This window comes from Azovibrio sp. (assembly GCF_049658005.1).
Taxonomy (GTDB): Bacteria; Pseudomonadota; Gammaproteobacteria; order Burkholderiales; family Rhodocyclaceae; genus Azovibrio.
In genome coordinates this window covers 1-16,430 of sequence record NZ_JBASOH010000057.1, presented here as the reverse complement: position 1 = coordinate 16,430, position 16,430 = coordinate 1, and the positions used below count along the sequence as shown (strand labels likewise).

Here is a 16,430-nt window from a genome sequence, read left to right as displayed (position 1 = left end):
TCGCCAATGCTTACCTCGAAGCCATCCAGCAGGCCCGGGATTTCATTTTGATTGCCAATGCCTACTTCCTGCCTGGCCTCCGTTTCCGCCATGCCTTGCGCGCTGCCGTGCAACGTGGCGTCCAGGTTACCGTGATGCTCCAGGGACGAACCGACCATCCCTTGCTGCACTTTGCCACCCAGGCCCTCTACGGCGCCTTGCTGGAAGAAGGCATCCGCATTTTCGAATACCGCAAGAGTTTCCTCCATGCCAAGGTCGCCGTGGTCGATGGACACTGGGCCACCGTGGGCTCTTCCAACATCGACCCGTTCAGCCTGCTGCTGGCCAAAGAAGGCAACGTGGTGGTGGATGACCCGAAGTTTGCCCAGGAGCTGCAACAAAGCCTGAACGATGCGTTGCGCACAGGCAGCGAAGAACTCACCCTGGCGCACCTGGGTCGGCTGCCGCTTTACTCCCGCCTGTTGCGCTGGTGCAGCTATGGCCTGGTACGCCTGTTTATCGGCGCGACAGGCTATGGCCCCCGGCACTGGCGGGGCGACCAACATTAGCCCACGGCAATCAGCGCTGGCGCTACAATCCCCGCCTTACCCAAGTCATATGACCTGAGACATACATGGCAACCTGGGGATTCGGCCTGCGCGCCAAATCATTGCTGGCGCTCGTGCTCGCCGGCCTGCTCGCCCTGGCGCCCGCCGGACTGATCGGCTGGCAGGTGCTAGAAGGAGTGCGCCATCACTTCGGTGAAGCCTATGCCCGCAACTTCACCCTGCTCAAGCGGCAAAGCATCCTCGCCCCGGTCTCCCGGGACCTGGCCCTCGCCTTGCGCCTGGCCGATTCGGAAGTCACCCGTCAATGGCTGCTGGATGAGCAGAACCTGGAAAAGAAAACCCTGTTCTTCAAGGAAGCCGAAGGCTACCGCCGGGATTTTCGCAGCAATTCCTACTTCATCAGCAGCAGCAACAGCCGGCAGTACTACTTCAACGACGACCATGAAGAAAGCAGCGACCAGCCCCGCTATACCCTCGATCAGACCAAGAAGAGCGATGCCTGGTTCTTCAGTTCGATTCGGCAGGTCGAGCCCTACAACATCAACGTCAATTACGACGATCACCTCAAAATCACCCAGGTCTGGCTCAACATCATCATCCGCAACGGCGAACAGGTGCTGGGACTGGCCGGCACGGGCCTGAACCTGAGCACCTTCCTCAAGGACTTCATCAGCACCGATGAGCCCGGCATCACCCCCCTCATCATCAACCGCGATGGGGCCATCCAGGCGCACCGCAACCCGGCCCTGATTGCGACCAACCTGGCCGCCAGCAGCGCCCGCCTGGAACAGACGCTGGCCGGACAACTGCAGCCAGGCCCCGAGCGGGAAGCGGCTGCCGTCGCCATGGCGGCAGCCCAGGCCAGTCCGGGCCAGGTCAGCAGCTTCAAGGCCACCCTCGATGGCCGGGAGCAACTGCTGGCCCTGGCCTACATCCCTGATCTGAAATGGCATGTCGTCACCGCCATCGACCTGCAGGCCGCCCAGGTGCTCGACCAGCGCTGGCTCAACACGGCCATTGCCGCCCTGGTGGCGCTGATCGCGATCTTGCTGCTGACCTTTGCCTACGCGGTGGAACAACTGGTGTTGAAGCCGCTGCGCAAACTGCAAATTTCCGCCTCGGCCATGGCCCAGGGCGACTTCGATGTTTCCCTGCCCCCACCCAGCCGGGACGAACTGGGAGACCTGAGCCAGGCCTTCGGCATCATGGCCCGGCAGGTCCGCGACAACACCGCGGAGCTGGAATCCAAGGTCCAGGCCCGCACCCAGGACCTGGAAGCCGCCAACCGGAACATGCAGCGAGCCCATCAACAGATCAACGACTCCATCGACTACGCCAGCCTGATCCAGAAGGCCATCCTGCCCAACCAGCAATTGCTGCAGCAACTGGGAGCGCACCATTTCGTCCTGTGGCGCCCCCGGGATGTGGTGGGGGGCGATTTCTACGTGTTCCGGGCTGAAGATGACCGCTACCTGGTCGGGGTGGTGGACTGTGCCGGCCACGGCGTGCCCGGCGCCCTGATGACCATGCTGGCCCGGGCCGCCCTCGACCACGCCATGACTCAGGAGGGCATCGCCGCCCCGGCAGCCATCCTGACCCAGACCGATGCCACCATGCGCGCCATGCTGCAGCACTGCGACCTGCCACGGGCCATCGCCACCAATATGGACGCAGGCTTGGCCCATGTCGACCGGACCCGCCGCCTGCTGCGCTTTGCCGGTGCCAAGATCGGCCTGTACTGGAGCGACGGGGAACAGGTGGGTGAATACAAGGGGGGCCGCCGCGCCATTGGTGACCGACGCGTGGGCAGCTATACGGATACGGAAATCGAACTGCGGCCCGGCATCACCTACTACCTGGCCACCGATGGCTTCCTCGACCAGGCCGGCGGCGATCTGGGCTACGGCTTCGGCAATACCCGCTTTGCCCAGTTGCTGCGTAGCCATGCACGCCTGCCCATGGCACAACAAGCCAGTGCCCTGGACCAGGCCCTGGCGGCCTATCAGGGCGAGTATCCCCAACGTGACGACATCACGGTACTATCCTTCCGCTTTGACTGAACAGGACTGCCATGGACACCATCGACCTTTTCGAACTGCGCGCGCACTTCAACAAGAGCCGCATCCTGCTCTGCTTCAACGGTCCCATTTCCAGGAGCCTGATCGAAGAAATCGGCAACGCCCTGAAGAACTACCTGCAGGCAGACCATGCCCAGCCGTCGGCTGCCATGGACGTGTTCAGCGTGTATGTGGAAATGACCCAGAACATCCGTCACTACGCCATGGCCCACGGCTATGACGAACTGCAGAGCTCCGCCACCGTGGTGGTAGCCCGGGACGAGGAGGGCCGTTACCTGGTCCAGGCCGGCAACATGGTGGAAAAAGCCGACGGCGAAGCTCTGCTCGCCCGTGTCCAGGCACTGGCAAACATGGACAAGACAAAACTCAAGTCCGCCTACAAGGCCCAACTACGCCAACCCCGGGATGAAAGCGCCGTGAGCGGTGCCGGCCTGGGGCTGATCGACGTGGCAAGAAAATCCGCTCGCGCCCTGGATGCCAGTCTCTCCCAGGTCGGCGAACAACACGCCTTTTTCAGCCTGCGGGCCACCATCTGAATTCAATTCCAAGACAAAAACATGAACGCACTGCACATCCTCGCCACTCAATCCACCCCCAGCGTCACCTCCGACTGGGAGCAGGGCCTGCTGACCATGCAGGGAGACTCCTACCCGGAAAACTCCTTCGAATTCTTTGGCGACATCATCGCCTGGATCGAGCGTTACCTGAAGGAAAGCCGCGCCCCCCTGCGCCTCGAACTGCGCCTGGAGTACATGAACACCAGTTCGGTGAAGGCGATGATGGATATTTTCGACATGCTGGAAGAAGCTCACCAGCACGGTCGCCAGGTCAGCGTGGACTGGTTCTACGACCCGCGCAATGAGCGCGTTCTGGATCTGGCCGATGAATTCCGGGAGGATTGCTCCTTTCCCTTCCAGATCGCCGCCGATGGCTGAAAAACCCCCGCTTTCCCCGGCAGAACAGGCCCTGATCGAACGGATCGAAGCCTTGCTGGCCGACCCGGCCCATGCCGCGAACCCCCTGCGCGAGCCCATGGCCGCCCTGTTCGCCGCCAGTGAAGCCCAGCGGGAACGGCTGGGACGGCTGGTGCACATCTCCGATGGCTACCACCTGATCTCCCGCGACCAAAGCCAGACCCTGGCCGAGCAGTACGACCGCCATCTGCGCCGGCTGGACAAGCTGGCCCGCATTTCCGACCGCTACCAGAACAGCCTCCGGGAACTGAGCGAGGCATTGAAGGATGCCGCCCTGCGCGACCCCCTCACGGGGCTGGGCAACCGCCGTTTCCTCATGGAACACATCAGGGATGAGACCGGGCGTGCCAACCGCAAGGCGACCCCTTACTCCCTGGCCATCCTGGATGTCGACCACTTCAAGCACATCAATGACCGTTTCGGCCACGAAGCCGGCGACACGGCCCTCTGCCAGATCGCCCAGGCGATCCAGGCCGCCCTGCGGGAATACGACCTGTGCGGCCGCTGGGGCGGGGAAGAATTCCTGATCATGCTGCCGGAAACCCCGCTGGAGTACGCCCTGCAAGTCGCCGAACGGGTGCGCCTGAGCATCCAGGCCTTGAACTTCGCCTTCATGGAACAAGAAGGATTGCGCATCACCGCCAGCCTGGGCATGGCCCTCCACCATCCGGGTGAAGCCTATCCGGAAACCCTGAAGCGGGCCGACAATGCCCTGCTCGAGGCCAAATCAGCCGGCCGCAACCGGATCGGGACCGCCTGATCCTGCCTTCCACACCCGGCCCCGGCAACGGGGAATGCGGGCAAAATCCCAGTATTCCCGGGCCCAGGCCCAGACCTCACCCACCCTGGCGCCGGCCAGTTCAGCGGGAGGCGACTGACCGAGAAAATCCAGGGCCGCCACCAGGTTCTGCGCCGCCCGCTCCGCCACCAGGGCGGGGGCCCGGGTCTGCTTCGACAGCTTCTCCCCGCTGGCATGGGTCGCCACCGGCAGATGCGCATAGACCGGCTCCGCGTAACCCAGACAGCGCTGCAGGAAAATCTGCCGGGGCGTCGAATCGAGCAGGTCCGCCCCCCGCACCACATCGGTGACACCCTGCTCGGCATCATCCACCACCACCGCCAACTGATAGGCAAACTGCCCGTCTGCCCGCAGCAGGACAAAATCCCCCACATCCCGTTCCAGTTGCTGGGCCTGCGGTCCCTGGAGACGGTCCTGGAATTCCAGCGCCCCCCCGGCCGGATTTTCCACCCGGAGGCGCCAGGCCCGGGGCGTTCGTCCCGGCGGCAGCCCCTCACGACAGGTGCCGGGATACAGTAGCCCCCCATCCAGGGCAGCATGGCCGGCCCGCTCGGCAATCTCCTTGCGCGAACAACAGCAGGGGTAGGCCAGGCCGGCGGCCAGCAATTGCTCCAGCACGGCCTGGTAGGCGTCCCGCCGGGTACTCTGCCACCGCACAGGCCCATCCCAGGCAAAACCATGGGCCTCCAGGCAGACCAGGATGGATTCCGCCGCCCCCGGCACATTGCGGGGAGCATCCACATCCTCCATGCGCACCCGCCACTCCCCGCCCCGGGCCCGAGCCTCCAGACAGGAAGCCAGCGCCGCCACCAGGGAGCCAAAATGCAGGGAACCGGTAGGGCTGGGGGCGAAGCGGCCCCGGTAAAGGGGGGAAGCGGCAGCTTTATTCATGAACCGGAGTTTAACGGCTCCAGAATCCAGACGGCCTCCCGGCGAACGCCGCTCATGGAGCACTTCCGTTCATCCTGAATCCGGCACAGTCGGGATCAGGTAAAGCGGCCCGACGCGACGCCCTGCCGTCCACGCGCTTCAATGAGGGGCTCACCGTCGAGGCTGGCGACCCGCTGGTGCCATGATCGGCGGCTTCAAAGGCAAAAGGTCCGCCCGCCGCCTCAAGACCTTTCAGCCCGGCCGCGCCCACGTCAATACGCTGGCTCAACCACTGTTGCGCAGCCCCGCGGCAATGCCATTGATGGTGATATGGATGCCCCGGGCGATGCGTTCGTCCCGGGCGCCGCTCCGGTGCCGGCGCAGGAGTTCGACCTGCAGGTGGTTCAAGGGGTCCATGTAGGGGAAGCGGTTGCGGATGGAGCGTTTGAGGAGCAGGTTGTCGGCCAGGAAGTCCTGCTGTGCCTCGATCGCGAGCAGGTGCTGGCAAGTCAGCTCCCATTCGGCCTGGATGCGGCCAAAGACCTGCTGGCGCAGGGCCGGATCGGTGACCAGTTCGGCGTAGCGGGAGGCAATGGCGAGGTCGGTCTTGGCCAGCACCATGTCCATGTTGGAGAGCAGGGTGCGAAAGAAGGGCCAGTGCCGGTACATGCGTTGCAGCACCGGCAAGCCGTCCGGGTTGGCCTCCAGCCAGCCGTTTACTGCGGTGCCAAAGCCGTACCAGCCGGGCAGCATCAGGCGGCACTGGGCCCAGGAAAACACCCAGGGAATGGCGCGCAAGTCTTCGATGGCCTCGGATTTTTTCCGGGAGGCGGGGCGGCTGCCGATATTGAGGTTGGCGATTTCGGAGAGCGGCGTGGATTCCCGGAAGTAGGTGGTGAAGCCCGGGGTCTCATAGACCAGCCCCCGGTAGGCGGCGAAGGCCCGGCGGGAGAGTTCCTCCATCACCGGGTGGAAGGCTTCGGCCCGTTCCACCTGGTTTTCGTGGTCGGTGAGGGTGGCTTCCAGGGTGGCGGCCACGAGGATTTCCAGGTTGCGCCGCCCCACTTCCGGGTTGGCATACTTGGAGGCGATGACTTCGCCTTGTTCGGTAATGCGGATCTGGCCCGAGACGGCGCCGGCGGGCTGGGCCAGGATGGCCTGGTAGCTGGGGCCGCCGCCCCGGCCGACGGAGCCGCCCCGGCCGTGAAAGAGGCGCAGGCGCACGCCGTGGCGGGCGAACACCCGGGTCAGTTGCACTTCGGCCTGGTAGAGCTCCCAGCCGGAAGTAAGAAAGCCCCCGTCCTTGTTGCTGTCCGAGTAGCCGAGCATGACTTCCTGTTCCTCGTTGCGGCTCTTGAGCAGTTGCCGGTAGCAGGGCAGGGTGAAAATGGCGTCCATCACCGGCCCGGCCTGGCGCAGATCGTCGATGGTCTCGAACAGGGGAATGATGTTCATGTCCAGCCTGGGCTCGGCTCCGGGCAGGAGCAGGCCGGATTCCTTCAGCAGCAGGGCCACCTCGAGCAGGTCGGAGACCCCATCAGTCTTGGAAATGATGCAGTTGGGCAGCGCCGCTGCGCCGTAGCGTTGGCGCAGTTTTTGCGCAGCAAAAAAGATCGCCAGTTCGCCCCGGGTTTCTTCGCTGTAGTCGAGCCAGGGAGAGTAGAGGGGCCGGGGGGTGGCCAGTTCTGCGCCAAGCAGGGCGATGCGGGCGGCCTCATCCAGGGCTTCGTAATCGGCGCAGCAGCCGGCCCTGGCGAGCAGTTCGGCCACGCTTCTGGCGTGCACGTCGGAATTCTGGCGCAGGTCCACCGGGGCCAGATGAAAGCCGAATACCTGCACGGCCCGGATCAGCCGGCGCAGGCGTCCCCGGGCCAGGCGGGCGGCACCGTTCTGGCGCAGGGACGTAGCGAGGATGGAGAGGTCGGCCGCCAGGGCGTCGGCGGTCGGGTAGGGGGCGGCCTCGGCCACCGGGTGGCGCAGGGCATGCTGGTGATCCAGGGCCCTGATGGTGGCGGCCAGCCGCGCGTAGATGCCGGCCAGGGCGCGCCGGTAGGGCTCGTCGGCCCGCTGCGGCGAGGTATCGGGGGAGGCCTCCGAAAGCGCGGTGAGCTGCGGCGAAACCTGGATCAGCAGTTGAGAGAGAGGCAGCTCCCGGCCCAGGGCATGGATTTCTTCCAGGTAAAAGTTGAAGGCGGCGGCAGATTGCAGGCGCAGGGTTTCGCAGAGGATGTCCGCCGTGACGAAGGGATTGCCGTCCCGGTCGCCGCCGATCCAGGAGCCAATGCAAAAGAAGGGCGGTAGCTCCTCCAGGTCGCCGTTTTCGGCGAGCAGGTCTTCTAGCTGACCATACAACCGGGGCAGTTCGGTAAAGAAGGTTTCGTGAAAGAAGTTGATGCCGTTCTTGACCTCGTCGATCACCTTGAGGCGGTTCGGGCGCATCAGCCGGGTCTGCCACAGGGTGAGTACCAGGCGGGCCAGTTCGCCATCGTTCTCCGCCTGTTCCTCGGGGGTGAGTTGCAGCCGGTCCCGCTGGTCGAGCAGGCGGGCGATGGCGTGCTGGCACTGCAGGGTGCTCTGGCGCTGCACCTCGGTGGGGTGGGCGGTGAGCACCGGAACCACCCGGGCCTGGCGCAGGCAGGCGGCCAGGGTGTCCAGGGCAACCCCGGCCTCCCGGATGGATTCAAAAGCCTTCTGCAAGCTGCCTTCCCGGGCCGGGGAGCCGGCGATTTCATGGGCCCGGCGGCGGCGGATATGGTGCTGATCCTCGGCAATGTTGGCCAGTTGCAGGAAGTAGCTGAAGGCCCGGACCACCGACATGGTTTCATCCCGGGAGAGGCCGACCAGCAGTTCGTTCAGCCCGGCCCGGACCCGGTCTTCCCCTTCCCGGGCAAACAGCACGGCGGCCTGGCGGATGCTTTCCACCAGGTCGAAGATGGCCTGCCCTTCTTGTTCCCGCACGGTGTCGCCCAGAAGGCGGCCCAGGAGGCGGATGTCCTGGCGCAGGGGTTCGTCCTTGTCGAATTCGGGGGTATTCATGGATGTCTCGCGGGTCTGGAATCAGTTGATGGCAAGGTACAAGGCCAACGGCAGGAAGAACAAGGTAACCAGGTGACCGATCAGGACGATGGAAGCGACCCGGTCCGGCTCCTGCTGGTAGCGTTCGGCAAACAGGAAGTTGAGCACGGCCGGGGGCAGGGCGCCAAAGACGATCAGGATCTCCCGCTCCCGCCCGCTGATGCCCAGGGCCCAGGCCCCGGCAAAGGCCAGCAACAGGCCGCTGATGGGGCGGAACAGGGCGCCAATGAGGCCGATCTTCCATTCTCCCAGGGGGGTAGTGGCCAGGCGCACCCCGAGGGAAAACAGCATCAGGGGTACGGAGATATCGCCTAACATCTTGATCGCGGTCAGTAGCGGATCCCAGAGCTGGATGCCGCCCAGGTTGCTGGCCAGGCCCAGCAGGGTGGCCGCCACCACCGGCACGCGCCAGAGCTGCAGCAGCCGGGCGCGGGGGTTGAGCCAGCGGGCGCCCAGGGAAAAATGCAGGATGTTTCCCACCATGAACAAGACGATGGCCGCCGGCAGGGCGGCCTCGCCCCAGGCCAGCACCGCCAGGGGCAGGCCGATGTTGCCCGAGTTGTTGAATATCATGGGCGGGATGAAGGTCTTGCTCGGATAGCCGAGCAGCCGGGCCACGGGCCAGGCTAGCAGGCCACTACCGAGCAGCACCACGAGCCCTCCCAGGGCCAGGGGCGCGTAGCTGCCCAGGTCGAAGGGTTTGCCGGCCAGGGCGTAGAACACCAGGGCGGGCACGAACACATCCATGTTCACGTTGTTGGTGGCGTTCATGTCGGGCTGGCAGCGGCGGGCATAGAGATAGCCGACGCTGACGATGGCAAAGATGGGCAGCAGGACGGAGACGAGGCGGATCAGCATGGGGCGGTTTCAAGTTCCAGGTAAGACAGGTTCAGGGTGAGGGTGAAGGTTCAAGGCCGTCGCAGGATTCTGACATGGACCGTCCGGAAGAGCCACGTATCAAGTGGCCACGTATCAAGTGGCCACGGCATCGAGTGGCCACGGCATCGAGCTCGGCGCGCTCGAAACCCCACGGCATCCTCGTCCGCGCGTCACAACTCATGTGGCCATCGTTCTTTTCCATCGCCACACTTTACCTTCGCTCGGTGTTGCCCTCCAAATTTGAACTCGCCAGGCCATTCCCCAGGCAGGACAAATGCAAAAGGGGGAACGACAGCGCTGGCGAATCCTTGCTAACCTAGCGGGGTAAAGGCGCCGGCGAGGACGCCGCGAGGAGGAAACATGGATAAGGCAATACCGCAAGGCGCAGGGCTGATCCTCGAGATGGATGAGGAGGGCAAGGCCCTGCTCGCCAGCGTCATCCCCCAGGCCGGAAGCCGGCCCATCGACGCAACCTGGCTGACCCGGCACCTGGCCGGATCAGGCTATGGTGGCCTGTGCTATCTGCCCACGGCAGTCACCCAGCTGATCAGCCAGTACAACTCGGGCCGGAGCGTGACGGCCCTGCGTCTGGCCGAGTGCGTCGATGCCCGTCTGGAGATCCGGATTTCCCAGGACGACATGGCGGCCACCCTGGACATCACCCCGGCCCAAGGGGGGGCGCCCATCACCAAGAACCAGATCCTCGCCGCCCTGGCGGAAAAGGGCGTGACCGATGGCATTTTGCTCGACGAGGTCAATCAGGCGATTGCTGCAGGCCATGCCACCGCCCTGACCATTGCCCGTGGCACGCCCCCGGTCCATGGCAAAGACGGCTACTTCGAGAGCCTGATTCCCGACATGCGGGCCCGGGTGCCGCAGGAGAACAAAGCGGGGCAGATCGACTACCGCGACCTGGGCGAGATCATGGTCGTCCGCGCCAAAGACCCCCTGATGTTGCGCCACCGGGCCACGACCGGCACCCCCGGCATAACCGTGCAGGGGGTGCCGGTTGCGCCCAGACCCGGCAAGGAGGTGATGTATGCGCCCCAGCTCACCGGCGCAGCCCCCAGCCCCGACAACCCGGATTTGCTGCTGGCCACCCAGACCGGCCAGCCGGTCGTCGTCAAAAACGGGGTCATCGTCGAGCCCGTCTTTACCGTGCCGGCCGTGAACATGGCCAGCGGCAACATCGACTTCGATGGCAGCGTCGTGATCAAGGGCGATGTTTGTGCCGGCATGACGGTCAAGGTGAGCGGCGACATCGAGGTGGGCGGGGTGGTGGAAAACGCCCACCTCGAAGCCGGCGGCAGCATCGTCATCAGGGGCGGTGTCCTGGGCAGCATCGACCAGAAGGGCGGCAGCGACTACACCTTGCGCTGCGGCCATGATTTCCATGCCGCCTACGCCCAGAAGGCTCGCATTGAAGCCGGGAACAATATCTTCATCAACGACATGGCCATGCAGTGCGAACTGACGGCCGGCCAGCACATCAAGGTGGGCAAGGCCAGGCGCGGCCACATCGTCGGTGGCCGGATCCAGGCCATGCTTTCCATCACCGCCCGGGTGCTGGGCGCCCCCAACCGCATCACCACCGCCTGCCACATCGGCGTCAATCCTTCCCTGCAGAAGGAAGCCAAAGCGCTGGCCGAGCAGCGCGACGCTCAGGAAACGCAGTTGCTGGAAATCAGCAAGCTGCTCGACTTTGCCGGTCATAACCCAGGGCGGCTGGGCCCGGAGGTCATCGACAAAGCCCGCCATACCGCCCTCTCCCTCTCCGGGGAAATCGCCCGGCTGCGGGAAGCAGAAAAGGATCTGGCCGACAAGATTGCCCTGGCGCAGGAAGCCCGGGTCACCGCCGAGGAAACCCTGCACGAAGGGGTGGAAGTCCTCTTTGGCACCCAGCGTTACCGGGTGGTGGGCGACCACGGCGCCGGACAGATCCAGATGGGTGCCAACGGTCTGGAACTCACGCCCCTGGAAGCACGGAGCTGAAATCACGGGTCGGACGCCGGGTCTGACCCTGTGAATCCTGGAGCCACGCCCTCCTCCGGCCCGTCATCCCGCCACATCATGGCCATGCGCTCCAGCAGCAGCAGAGGTTCAACAGGCTTGTGCAGCACGGGCCAGCCCGCCACTGCAAACGCGTCGATCTGCTCGATGGAAGTATCGCCGGTAACGATCAGGGCCCGGATCGGCCCGCCCCGGCGCTGGCGGATGGCGTCGAGCAGTTCGATGCCGCTCAACCCTCCCGGCAGACGAAAGTCGGTCACATAAAAATCGGCCTCGGTGATGTGCGGGTCCTTCAGGGCACTGTCTCCGTCAGGAAAATGCTGCAGGCGCATGCCATGGCTCTCCAGCCAGGATTCGAGCGCACGGGCCACCAGGCTATCGTCCTCGACCAGCACGCAGCGGGCGCCGCGCAGCACCTGGAAATTGACCTGAGCCCGTGACTTGCCGCCCCGCGCTGCGCCAGGGCTCGCCCCTTCCTGCAGCGGGATGCTGATCTCGAAAACCGTGCCCCGCCCGTAACGCGACAGGCAATCCAGACGATAGCCCAGCAGGCTCGCCATGCGCCGCACGATGGAAAGCCCCAGGCCGAGCCCCCTGATCCGCTCGCGCTGGGGATTGTCCACCTGATAAAACTCCTCGTAGATGCGCGGCAGGTCATCCTCCTTGATGCCGATGCCGGTATCCCACACCTGGATCACCAGGCGGCCCCGGCGCAGACGCGTCCCCACCAGCACCCCGCCCCATTCGGTGTAGCGGATGGCATTGCCGATCAGATTGCGCAGCAGGCCCATGAGCAAGCCCAGGTCCGTCTCGAATACCAGGGGATGAGAGGGAAAAAAGAGCTTGAAGCGCAGCTCCTTTTCCATGGCCAGGGAGGCAAACTCGCTCTCGATGCGCTGGAAGATCTCGTAGATTTCCACCGGCGCCAGCTGCGGCGTCACCACCCCGGCATCCAGCTTGGAAATGTCAAGGAGGGCATCGAGCAGTTCCCCCAGGGCCTTGGTGGCCAGGCCCAGATTATGGGCAATCTTCTGCTGCTCCTCATTCAACGGCGTGCGCGCCAGGGCCGAGATGAACAGATTGCTGGCCTGCAGCGGTTGGCGCAGGTCGTGACTGGCGGAGGCCAGGAAGCGGGATTTGGCCACGTTGGCCGCCTCGGCCACCTGCTTGGCGGCAATCAGATCGGCTTCGGCCTGCTTGCGCCTGGACACATCGGTCAGGGTGCCGGACATCATCAGTGGCCGCCCCCGGTCCTTCCCACCGTCCCGCTCGACGATGCGGCCCTGGGCCAGCAGCCATTTCCATTGCCCGCCCCGGGCCCGGGCCCGGAATTCGATCTGCAGGGACAACTCCCGCCCCAGCAGATGGTGGCGGATGGCCCGGCGCACCGCTTCCTGGTCATCGGGATGGACCTGGCGCAACCACTCGCCGCTGCGCAGCGGCGAAGCCCCGGGCGCATAGGCAAGGATGGCATCAAAACGGGCACTGGCGGAAAACTTGCGGGCCATGATGTTCCAGTCCCAGAAACCCTGCTCCGACCCCTCGACGATGCGCCGGTAACGCTCGCCCCCTTCTTTCATGATCTCGGCCAGTTGGCGGCGCCGCTCCACGGTAATCAGCAACAACAGCAACAGGACCATGCCGGCAATTTCCACCTTCATGTCCGCCAGCTGCTGCCAGCCCAGTTGCCGGGCATCCACCAGGCGCACCAGGCGCCAGGGCGCCTCCTGCAGATTCACACGGCAAGCGCGCCAGCGGCCATGGGCCCGGCACTCACCGGAAGGCACGGCCTGTAGCGCCTCGGCGGCAAGTTTTTCTGGCAACACCTCGGACAAGCTCCAGAGCCGCGGTCCATCCAGCGCCGGGAACGACACCAGCACCTGATCCTCCTGATTGACGACCAGGAGGCGCCCGGCATCACGCGCCGCCGATTCCAGATAGCCGCTCAGGGAACTCAAGGTGAAATCCAGGGCCACGATGGCCCGGAATTGCCCATGCGGGTCATAGATGGGCGCCACCACCGACGTCATCAGCCCCTGGCCCGCCTGATCCAGGTAGGCCTCCAGCCAGCGGATGGCGCGCCCGGGATTGCGCTCCGGCCCGGAGTCCGCAAACACCGGATGGCGCAAAAAGTCCTCGCTCCAGGCGAGACTGCCGGCAACACGGGCATAAGGATGCAGACAGGTGAATTTCTGGGCCGAGGTGTAGTAAATCCAGGCGGCCGGGGGAATTCGTTCGTGCAGGTCGGCCATCAGCCCATTCAAGGCGAATGCCACTTCAATTTCGTTTGCCCGTTCGCTCCCGGCCTCCGGCAGCAGCCCCGTGCCAAACAGATAACAGGCCCGGCGCCTGGCCGCCAGTTCCGGGCCGTACCAGGTACTGAAACCGGGGCCGGAAGCAGTGTCGCGCGGCACCACTGCCGCCCAGGCTGCCGCATGTCCCCCGGCACCATGGGCGGCCAGGCCCTCTTCGGCCGCCGTGCGCAGGATCTGGACCCCCGTCACTGCGGCATGGGCCATGGCCTCCACATCCGCAGCAACGGCCTGCATGCTTTGGCGCGCCTGCCCCAAAGCCGTCTCCACCCGCACCGACCAGAGGTGCGCAAAGCCCAGGCATGCCGCCAGAAAAATCAGGCCGCTGATCAACAGGTGGCCGAAACGGCGGGACGAACTTCCCTTGACCATATCCTCGCCTGACCTCGCCGTTCAAAGAGCGGGATTGTCAGGAGTATCCAGTTGCCCTGTCAAACCATGGCAACACCACATGGCAACACCAAGGGCTCCCCGGAGAAGCCCCGATCCATGCGGTGCAACCAAGCCATTGACCCGACGCATCAAATCTGTATAATCGCGGGTCCTTTTATGCAGTTCTTTGGAGTTCCAACATGTACGCGGTCATAAAAACCGGTGGCAAACAGTATCGTGTTTGCGCAGGTCAAAAACTTAAAGTAGAACAGATACCGGCAGACGTTGGCGCAGAAATCACCCTTGACCAGGTCCTGATGGTAGGCGAAGGCGAGAGCGTGAAAGTCGGCGCCCCCCTGGTTCCCGGGGCAGCCGTGAAGTGCACCGTGGTTTCCCACGGCCGGCACGACAAGATCAAGATTTTCAAGATGCGCCGTCGCAAGCACTACCAGAAGCACCAGGGGCATCGCCAGAACTATACCGAGCTGCGCATCGACGCGATCGCGGCCTGATCGGGATCAAGGAGCAAATAAATGGCACACAAAAAAGCTGGCGGCAGTTCTCGTAACGGCCGCGACTCAGAATCAAAACGCCTGGGCGTCAAGCGCTACGGCGGTCAGTTCGTTCTGGCGGGCAACATCATCGTGCGTCAGCGCGGCACCGAGTTCCATGCCGGCGAAGGCGTCGGCATCGGCAAGGATCACACCCTGTTCGCCAAGACCACCGGCACGGTTCAGTTCGCCATCAAGGGCGCCAGAAACCGTCGCACGGTCAGCATCGTCCCAGCCGCCGAATAATCGGCGCCCGGGATTGCAAAGCCCTATCCCCGGATAGGGCTTTTTTAGTTTGTAGGAAAGTCTCATGAAATTCATCGACGAAGCGAAGATCTATGTCAAGGCCGGCGACGGTGGCAACGGAGTCGCTTCGTTCCGCCGCGAAAAATACATCCCCATGGGCGGCCCCGATGGCGGCGACGGCGGCAAGGGCGGCAGCATCTATGTGCTGGCCGACCGCAACCTGAACACCCTGGTGGATTACCGCTACACCCGCAAGATTCTGGCCCGGCGCGGCGAGAATGGCCGCGGCTCCGACTGCTACGGCGCCGCCGGGGAAGACGTGGTCATGCGCGTCCCGGTGGGCACGGTGATCTACGACCTGAACACCGAAGAGATGCTGGCCGACCTGCCCCAGGACGGCATGAAGGTGTTGCTGGCCCAGGGCGGCAAGGGCGGCCTGGGCAACCTCCATTTCAAGTCCAGCACCAACCGGGCGCCGCGCAAGTGCACCAAGGGCGAGGCAGGCCAGGAATTCGAGCTGCGCATGGAACTGCGGGTGCTGGCCGACGTGGGCCTGCTCGGCCTTCCCAATGCGGGCAAGAGCACCTTCATCCGCGCCGTCTCCGCCGCCCGCCCCAAGGTGGCCGACTACCCCTTCACCACCATGCACCCCAACCTGGGCGTGGTGCGCGTCGATGACAACCGCTCCTTCGTGATCGCCGACGTTCCCGGCCTGATCGAAGGCGCGGCCGATGGCGCCGGCCTCGGCATCCGCTTCCTGAAGCACCTGCAACGCACCCGCATCCTGCTGCACCTCGTGGATCTGGCCCCCTTCGACCCGGAAGCCGATCCGGTCCATGACGCCATCGCCATCGTCGAAGAACTGGGCAAGTATGACCCGGACCTGCTCGTCAAACCCCGCTGGCTGCTGCTCAACAAGATCGACCTGATCCCCGAGGCGGAGCGTCAGGAACGGGTGGACGCCTTCCTCGAGGCCTACCGCGAGGCGTCCGGTTTCAATGGCCCCCATTACGCCATCGCCGCGATCTCCGGCGAAGGCTGCCGGGAAATCACCTACGCCCTCATGGAAACCCTGGAGCAGATGGCCCCGGCCCTGCCCCTGGAAGACGAAGACGAGGACGAAGATGGCGCCGCCCCCGGCCCCGAGCAGGAATGACCCCCGCCACGCCCCTCGCCCAAGCCCGCCGCCTCGTCGTCAAGGTGGGCTCCGCCCTGATCACGAACAACGGCACCGGCATCGACCATGCCGCCATCCAGACCTGGGCCCGGCAGATCGCCGGCCTGCGCGCCACCGGCCAGCAGGTGCTGCTGGTATCCTCCGGTGCCATCGCCTGCGGCATGCAGCGCCTGGGCTGGGAAAGCCGGCCGCATGAGGTGCATGAACTGCAGGCCTGCGCCGCCGTGGGCCAGATGGGCCTGGCCCAGATCTACCAGGAAGCCTTCGGCCAGCATCAGATCCATACCGCCCAGATCCTGCTCACCCACGATGACCTGGCAGACAGGAAACGCTACCTGAACGCCCGCTCCACCCTCCACACCCTGCTGGCACTGGGGGTGGTGCCGATCATCAACGAAAACGACACCGTGGTCACCGACGAGATCAAGTTCGGCGACAACGACACCCTGGGCGCCCTGGTCGCCAATCTGGTGGAAGCCGATGCCCTGATCATCCTCACCGACCAGCCCGGCCTCTACACCGCCGACCCGCGCCAGGAC

At 64.7% G+C, this 16,430-nt stretch carries 14 protein-coding genes; 10 read left to right on the top strand and 4 right to left on the bottom strand.

All coding sequences use genetic code 11. The features are described 5' to 3' along the window. From WBH99_RS06075 to siaD, 5 genes are all read left to right on the top strand, one after another. Positions 1 to 548: phospholipase D-like domain-containing protein (locus WBH99_RS06075; RefSeq protein WP_424219215.1), on the top strand; the 548-nt coding region annotated here is incomplete at its 5' end. Positions 549 to 613: 65 nt separating this feature from the next. Continuing rightward, complete coding sequence (siaA, locus tag WBH99_RS06070; RefSeq protein ID WP_424219214.1) at positions 614 to 2,608, top strand: biofilm regulation protein phosphatase SiaA; 1,995 nt, start codon at positions 614 to 616, stop codon at positions 2,606 to 2,608. An 11-nt stretch (positions 2,609 to 2,619) separates the two neighbouring features. Further along, entirely contained in the window at positions 2,620 to 3,162 is a 543-nt protein-coding gene (gene siaB / locus WBH99_RS06065; RefSeq protein WP_424219213.1) for a biofilm regulation protein kinase SiaB, read from the top strand. A gap of 21 nt (positions 3,163 to 3,183) precedes the next feature. Beyond that, positions 3,184 to 3,561, top strand: a complete 378-nt coding sequence (gene siaC / locus WBH99_RS06060) for a biofilm regulation phosphoprotein SiaC (protein WP_424219212.1) — start codon at positions 3,184 to 3,186, stop codon at positions 3,559 to 3,561. Beyond that, positions 3,554 to 4,360 carry a biofilm regulation diguanylate cyclase SiaD gene (siaD, locus tag WBH99_RS06055; protein WP_424219211.1) on the top strand — a complete coding sequence of 269 codons (807 nt, stop codon included), beginning with the start codon at positions 3,554 to 3,556 and terminating at the stop codon, positions 4,358 to 4,360. The genes siaC and siaD overlap by 8 nt, the downstream gene beginning before the upstream one ends. Here the strand turns inward: siaD and gluQRS are convergent. The 3 genes from gluQRS to WBH99_RS06040 all read right to left on the bottom strand — a co-directional run bounded on the left by gluQRS (position 4,328) and on the right by WBH99_RS06040 (position 9,202). Continuing rightward, the gene (gene gluQRS, locus WBH99_RS06050; RefSeq protein WP_424219210.1) at positions 4,328 to 5,290 is read right to left on the bottom strand and encodes a tRNA glutamyl-Q(34) synthetase GluQRS; all 963 of its coding nucleotides are present in this window, start codon (positions 5,288 to 5,290) and stop codon (positions 4,328 to 4,330) included. The two genes, siaD and gluQRS, sit on opposite strands and share 33 nt — an antisense overlap. A gap of 264 nt (positions 5,291 to 5,554) precedes the next feature. After that, positions 5,555 to 8,305 (bottom strand): phosphoenolpyruvate carboxylase, encoded by a 2,751-nt coding sequence (gene ppc, locus WBH99_RS06045; protein ID WP_424219209.1) that lies wholly within the window; start codon positions 8,303 to 8,305, stop codon positions 5,555 to 5,557. 21 nt (positions 8,306 to 8,326) lie between these two features. After that, complete coding sequence (locus tag WBH99_RS06040; RefSeq protein ID WP_424219208.1) at positions 8,327 to 9,202, bottom strand: AEC family transporter; 876 nt, start codon at positions 9,200 to 9,202, stop codon at positions 8,327 to 8,329. A gap of 381 nt (positions 9,203 to 9,583) precedes the next feature. Here WBH99_RS06040 and WBH99_RS06035 point away from each other — a divergent pair, with 381 nt between their 5' ends. Then, positions 9,584 to 11,215: a DUF342 domain-containing protein gene (locus WBH99_RS06035; RefSeq protein ID WP_424219207.1), complete on the top strand. Its 1,632-nt coding sequence runs from the start codon at positions 9,584 to 9,586 to the stop codon at positions 11,213 to 11,215. A gap of 2 nt (positions 11,216 to 11,217) precedes the next feature. Here the strand turns inward: WBH99_RS06035 and WBH99_RS06030 are convergent, their stop codons facing one another. After that, positions 11,218 to 13,917, bottom strand: coding sequence for an ATP-binding protein (locus WBH99_RS06030; protein ID WP_424219206.1), 2,700 nt, complete (start codon positions 13,915 to 13,917; stop codon positions 11,218 to 11,220). Between the two features lie 200 nt (positions 13,918 to 14,117). Between WBH99_RS06030 and rplU the strand changes: the two genes are divergently transcribed. The 4 genes from rplU to proB form a co-directional block, all read left to right on the top strand. Beyond that, entirely contained in the window at positions 14,118 to 14,429 is a 312-nt protein-coding gene (rplU, locus tag WBH99_RS06025; RefSeq protein WP_424219205.1) for a 50S ribosomal protein L21, read from the top strand. Positions 14,430 to 14,450: 21 nt separating this feature from the next. After that, entirely contained in the window at positions 14,451 to 14,714 is a 264-nt protein-coding gene (gene rpmA, locus WBH99_RS06020) for a 50S ribosomal protein L27 (RefSeq protein WP_424219204.1), read from the top strand. A 64-nt stretch (positions 14,715 to 14,778) separates the two neighbouring features. Further along, positions 14,779 to 15,870, top strand: a complete 1,092-nt coding sequence (cgtA, locus tag WBH99_RS06015; protein ID WP_424219203.1) for an Obg family GTPase CgtA — start codon at positions 14,779 to 14,781, stop codon at positions 15,868 to 15,870. Then, positions 15,867 to 16,430, top strand: a 564-nt coding sequence (gene proB / locus WBH99_RS06010; RefSeq protein ID WP_424219202.1) for a glutamate 5-kinase, incomplete at its 3' end; no start/stop codon positions are given. The genes cgtA and proB, both read left to right, overlap by 4 nt.